Origin of the sequence: Kitasatospora sp. NPDC051914 (assembly GCF_040680995.1) — a bacterium.
Classification (GTDB): Bacteria; Actinomycetota; Actinomycetes; order Streptomycetales; family Streptomycetaceae; genus Kitasatospora.
The window spans coordinates 1-5,394 of sequence record NZ_JBFAXX010000142.1; the positions used below are offsets into that span (position 1 = coordinate 1).

Genomic DNA, 5,394 nt, shown 5'->3' on the forward strand with positions numbered 1-5,394 from the left:
CCGGGGGGCCACTCGGCCAGATTGCGGGCAGGCGAGGAGCCTGCCCGAGATCGCGGGCAAGCTTACGGCCCCCCGATCATGCTCGACCCCAGACCAGACAGGACACCGGCCAAAACCGCTCTACCGCTTGCACGGCTGCGGGCAGGCGCTTCCCACCGTCAGGGACACTACCGTGCCGTTCACTTGCAGTGCTTTGGCAGGCTGACCTCTGGCGGGACGATCAGCCAGTGCACCCGAAATTCGGCGCGACTGATTGGAGTGGCGAGGAGATACTGGATGTATCCCTTTCTGCGTGAGAACCGTTTCGAGCGGCGTTCAAAGGAGGCGGAGATGAAGCTTGATTCCGCCAGATCCCTCAAGCAGGAGTTTCTCCATCAGCTCAGGACGGGGGAGGCGTTAGCGCATAGGGCGGGGCCAGAATCGATGGCAGTCGTGGAGCGCCGCTTGGTCGCCAGTGCGGCACCTGAATCGCCGAGCGCCGGCGGGGTCGCGATCGGGATTGCCCCCACTGGCCGGGCTGGCGACTACAACATCGGCGTGCAGGTGCAAGACCAGAACGAGGAGACGCGTCGGGTCGTTCGCTACTTGGCGAAGGTGGCCCCTGGTGAGACTGTCGTCCAGTTCGTAGGTCGCGTTCGCCCCATGCACACCAACGTGGCTAGGCCTCTCGTGCCTGGTGTGTCAATCGGTCACCCTATGGTGGGTGCAGGCACTCTCGGTGCCTTCGTGAAGGTGGCTGGCTCCTCCAACCTTCATGCGCTGTCCAACAACCACGTGCTTGCGGCAAGCAACCGTGGGGTGCCGGGTGACCCTATACACCAGCCTGGACCCTACGATCACAAGACGGCGAATACCATGATCGGCGTCTTGGCTACGGCAGTTGATCTCATCCCGGGTGATGCGGTCGCAAACATCGTTGACGCCGCAACATGTGAGGTTGACGAATCGTTGGCAGGCGGCCTGGAGCCCGCATTCCCGTACGGAATATCCAACGTCACAGCGCCGGAGGAGGGGCTGGCGGTCAAGAAGATCGGAAGGACTACGGACGAGACGGACGGATCGATCTTGATGTTCGAGCTGCGGAACCTCTGGGTTGACTACGGCGATTCGCTTGGGGTATTGACTTTCGACAACCAAATCGCCATCATCGGTCAGCAAGATCAACCGTTCAGCAGCAGCGGCGACAGCGGTTCCCTCGTCTTCTCGGTTGATCCACCAGCGGCCGTCGGGCTGCTCTTCGCGGGCAGCGAGACTGGACCAGGCGGGCAACCTGTGACGTACGCCAATCCAATAGATCCTGTTCTGGAACAGATTCATGCCACACTGGCGTTCTGAACCAGATGGAGGATCTATGGTGACGATTGAAGCTGCCCGTGCTGCGAGGGATGTCCTCGCGCAGGTGCTCGCTGGCGACCCCAGGGTCAATGGTGTCGGCATTGGTGGGACTAAGAACGCCTACGTCGTCAAGATCCAGGTCGTGAGTGGCGGCGACCTGCCTGACCTGCCTGCTGAGATTGATGGCGTCCCTGTTCAGGTCGTAGTTGTGGGGCGTGTCGAGCCGCTGTCTACTGCTTACTCGGCGTAGTTGCTGCTGGAGGATCGCTGACCTTTGACCGCATCATCGTGCAAATGCTTCCCGTGGGGTGCCGTGCGGCCGGTGAGTGAGCTGGACGCGTATGAGTGGCGCGTCGATCACTCGCAGACCGTTCGGACCAGGCGCGGACCAGGCCAGACCGTAGGCTGCCTGGGAGAGTCTCCTCTGCAGGTCAGGCTATGTGTGCGGCCGGATTATTAAGCGGTCTGTAAATCTGTCGCGCAAGCTACGCAGGTTCGAACCCTGCACCAGCCACAGGATGTGAAGAAGGGCCCCGACCGGCGGAAGCGCCGGTCGGGGCCCTTCTTCGTGTTCCGGGCGGGTGGTCCGTGTCGGGGGACAGTGCGTCATTCCTTTCGGCCCGGTGCTACTGCCCGTCGTCGGGTCGGAGCACTGCCGTGAGGTCGACCGTCTCGCCGGCCGGGGGCGGGGTGAGGTCCACCGGCCATCCGTAGTGGCGGAACAGCCAGACCTGGGGTTCGCCGTCCGGGCCCGAGGTGGTGCGGGTGATGTACGGGTGGCGGGTGGCGGCGATCTCCAAGGTGGAGCCGTCGGCGCCGGTGAAGGAGACCGTCCGGACGCCGCCGGCCTCGGTGTGGCCCTGCTCGGTCAGGTCGGCGGTGTCGATGGCGCCGGCGATGGCCGCCCGGGCGGCCAGGCAGAAGACGCCCAGCGAGGCGAAGGGCTCGGCGGTGGCGGGTCCGCCGACGTAGCGGTCCTTGATCAGGGCCGCTGCGCGGGGGCCCCAGAGGTGTTCGTCGCCCTTGATCCAGGCATGTGTCCCGTCCGTGAGGATCCGCATCGTGCCCAGCATCGCCGCCTCGATGGACCCGACGCAGCGGCCGTCCCGGTCCACGGTGACCGTCCCGCTGGTCGGCTGCCCCATCACCAGGGCGCGGAAGCCGGCCGTGACGGAGCCCGCGGTGCGACCGTTCCCGGCCGCGGCATCGACGAGAGCGCGGGCGGCGGCCGGGTCCGCGGAGCCGCGCCCGGCCGCGTCGTCCGGTGCGGGCCGTGCGTCCGGGCCCTGGCACGCGCAGGCCGTGAGCAACGCGGCGGCGACCGCGGTCTTGTACATCCTCATGACTCTCCCCCTGTTCGACCTGCGGCACGGCACGCGCCGACCCGCTCGGTGCCGCCTTCCAGAGGCGGCCCGATCGTTTTGAACGCGTTCAACTTACACGTGCCGGGGTTGCTCGGCCATGCCCGAGGCCGGCGTCCCCGGGCGGGGCGCCGGCCTCGTGGCGTCGTGGGCAGGTGAGGGGGTCAGGCGACGAGTTCGGGGTCCTCGGCGGGGGCGGTGGCGGGCTCGGGCCGGGTGTCGCGCATGACCACGGTGGCGAGCAGGGCGGCGGCCAGGACTCCGATCGCGCTGATGGTGAAGGTGGTCGACATCGCGGTGGTGAACGCCTCGCGGGCGGCGTGCGCCAGGCCGGTGTCGCCCCCGGCGACGGCCAGGGCCTCGGCGACGGAGTGCTTGGCGGCCTCCGGTGCGTCGGCGGGCATCTCCCGGGCGAAGCCGCTGGAGAGCAGCGAGCCGAGGATGGCGATGCCGAGGGCGGTGCCGGCCTGCTGGATGGTGTCGTTCAGGGCCGAGCCGACGCCGGCCTTCTCCGCCGGGATGGTGCCCATCAGTGCGCCGACCGCGGCCGGCATCGCCAGCCCCGCACCGAGGCCCAGCAGCCCGAGTGCGATCGCCGGGACGGCGAAGCCGGTGTCCGCCGAGACGGTGGTCAGCAGGGCGAAGGAGGCGGCCATGACGAGCATGCCGGCCAGCACCAACAGGCGGTTGCCGATCTTCGCGGCGAGCTTGGCCCCGGCACCGTTGCCGATCAGTGCGGTGATCGCGAGCGGCACGAAGGCGAGGCCCGCCTCGACCGGCGTGTAGTCCAGCACGAACTGCAGGTACTGGGTGAGCACCAGCAGCAGGCCGCCGTTGCCGATCTGCAGGAGCGTCAGCGAGAGCGAACCGCCGCTGAAGTTGCGGTGCTTGAAGAGCGCCAGCGGCACCATCGGCGAGGCGGTGACGTTCTCCCAGACCACGAAGCCCACCAGGGTGGCGACCGCGATCGCCAGGGTGACCGCCGAGCGGCCGCCGAACGCGCCGTGCTGCGGGATCTCGATGATCCACCAGATCAGGGCGGTCATGCCGACCGCGGACAGCACCGCACCCAGCGGGTCGGGCTTCTGCCACGGACCCTTCGACTCCGGCATCAGGGTGAGCCCCGCGACGACGGCCAGCACGACGACCGGGACGTTGATGAAGAAGATCGAGTGCCAGGAGAAGTGGTCGATCAGCACGCCGCCGAGCACGGGGCTGCCGACCAGGCCGAGCATCGACACCGAACCCCAGGCGGCCATCGCCTTGCTGCGCTCCTCCTCGTCGAAGACGGTGATGAGGATCGACAGCGTGGAGGGCATGATCAGCGCGCCGCCGACGCCCATCGCGATCCGGGAGGCGATCACCTCGCCGGGGCCGGTGCAGAAGGTCGCCGCCAGTGAGGCCGCGCCGAACAGCAGCAAGCCGATGATCATGACCTTCCGCCGGCCGAACCGGTCGCCGAGGCTGCCCGAGGTGAGCAGCAGTCCGGCGAAGACCAGGACGTAGGAGTCGAGGATCCACTGGGTGTCCTGTGCGCTCGCGCCGATGTCGGTGGTCATCGAGGGCACCGCGACGGTCAGCGCCATGCTGTCGACGACCAGGACCAGCGTGCTCAGGCACAGCACGAGCAGGATCCACCAGCGGCGTGGATTGCGGGCTTCCATGGGTTCTTCCTTTCGGGTTGCGCACACTGTTCCGACGTTGCGAACACCGTACGCATATGGGGACGGTGTGCGCAACCCTCATTCCTGTACGCTGGATGCGAACGCTGTACGCAGGAGGGAACAGGAAGGAAAGGGGAGCCCATGACCGCCAGGACCGGCCCGATCCCGTCCGTGTGGGCCCGCGGCCAACGCGAGCCCGACCAGCCCGCACTCAGCCGGGCCGCGATCGTCCGCGAGGCGGTCGCCGTGCTGGACGCCGAGGGCATCGAGGCGCTCAGCATGCGCAAGCTCGGCGCCCGGCTGAACGCCGGCGCGACCTCCCTCTACCGGCACGTCGCGACCAAGGACGAGCTGATGGAGCTCGCGGTGGACGAGGTCGCCGCCGAGATCCACGTCCCGCCGGCCGACAGCCCAGACTGGCGCGCCGCCGCCACCGAGGCCGCAGGGTCGTTCCGGGCGACGGCCCTGCGCCACCCCTGGATCTCCTCGGTCCTCGGCCAGGCCGGCCTCGCCTACCTGGGTCCCAACCTCATGTCCTTCTCCGAGCGGCTGGCCGCGCTGTTCACCGCCGTCGGCTTCCCCGAGCCGCACCGCGCGATCGACACGCTCTTCTCCTACGTCGTCGGCATGAGCACCACGGAGGCGGCCTGGCTCACCACCGTGGCCCGCTCCGGGGAGACCGAGGCCGCCTTCGTCTCCCGCCTGATGCCCGCCGCCCGGGAGGCCGTCGCCGGCCACGACCACCTCGCCGCCGCCTACGCCACGGACCCCGGCGACCCGGTCGCGATCCGCGACGCCAAGTTCGCCTACGGGCTGGACGTCGTCCTCGACGGACTCGCCATGCGCCTTCCGGGCTGACCCCCGCGGCGCACCCCGCGTCGACAGGGCGCTCAGTGAACGCCGATCCGGTGTTTACGCGGCGGCCGCACAGTGGTTGTGGGGGGGGGGGGGGGGCCCCGCCCCCCCACCCCCCCAGCGGGAGAGCCCACCTCGGAAAAACACTCACCAAAACAGACAAAACGATTTGCCGGTTC

The 5,394-nt window shown here is 68.6% G+C and carries 5 protein-coding genes; 3 read left to right on the forward strand and 2 right to left on the reverse strand.

The genetic code is table 11. The features are described from left to right. Positions 1–276 precede the first annotated feature (276 nt). Positions 277–1,335 (forward strand): hypothetical protein, encoded by a 1,059-nt coding sequence (locus tag AB0M03_RS39300; protein WP_363501534.1) that lies wholly within the window; start codon positions 277–279, stop codon positions 1,333–1,335. A 16-nt stretch (positions 1,336–1,351) separates the two neighbouring features. Further along, a complete protein-coding gene (locus tag AB0M03_RS39305) occupies positions 1,352–1,585 on the forward strand; it encodes a hypothetical protein (RefSeq protein WP_363501537.1) in 234 nt (77 codons plus the stop codon). A 376-nt stretch (positions 1,586–1,961) separates the two neighbouring features. Here AB0M03_RS39305 and AB0M03_RS39310 read toward each other — a convergent pair whose 3' ends face one another. Together AB0M03_RS39310 and AB0M03_RS39315 are read right to left on the reverse strand one after the other, a co-directional pair. After that, a complete protein-coding gene (locus AB0M03_RS39310; RefSeq protein ID WP_363501540.1) occupies positions 1,962–2,678 on the reverse strand; it encodes a hypothetical protein in 717 nt (238 codons plus the stop codon). A gap of 182 nt (positions 2,679–2,860) precedes the next feature. After that, positions 2,861–4,360 carry an MFS transporter gene (locus AB0M03_RS39315; RefSeq protein WP_363501543.1) on the reverse strand — a complete coding sequence of 500 codons (1,500 nt, stop codon included), beginning with the start codon at positions 4,358–4,360 and terminating at the stop codon, positions 2,861–2,863. Positions 4,361–4,501: 141 nt separating this feature from the next. Between AB0M03_RS39315 and AB0M03_RS39320 the strand changes: the two genes are divergently transcribed. Beyond that, a complete protein-coding gene (locus tag AB0M03_RS39320) occupies positions 4,502–5,218 on the forward strand; it encodes a TetR/AcrR family transcriptional regulator (protein ID WP_363501546.1) in 717 nt (238 codons plus the stop codon). Positions 5,219–5,394 lie beyond the last annotated feature (176 nt).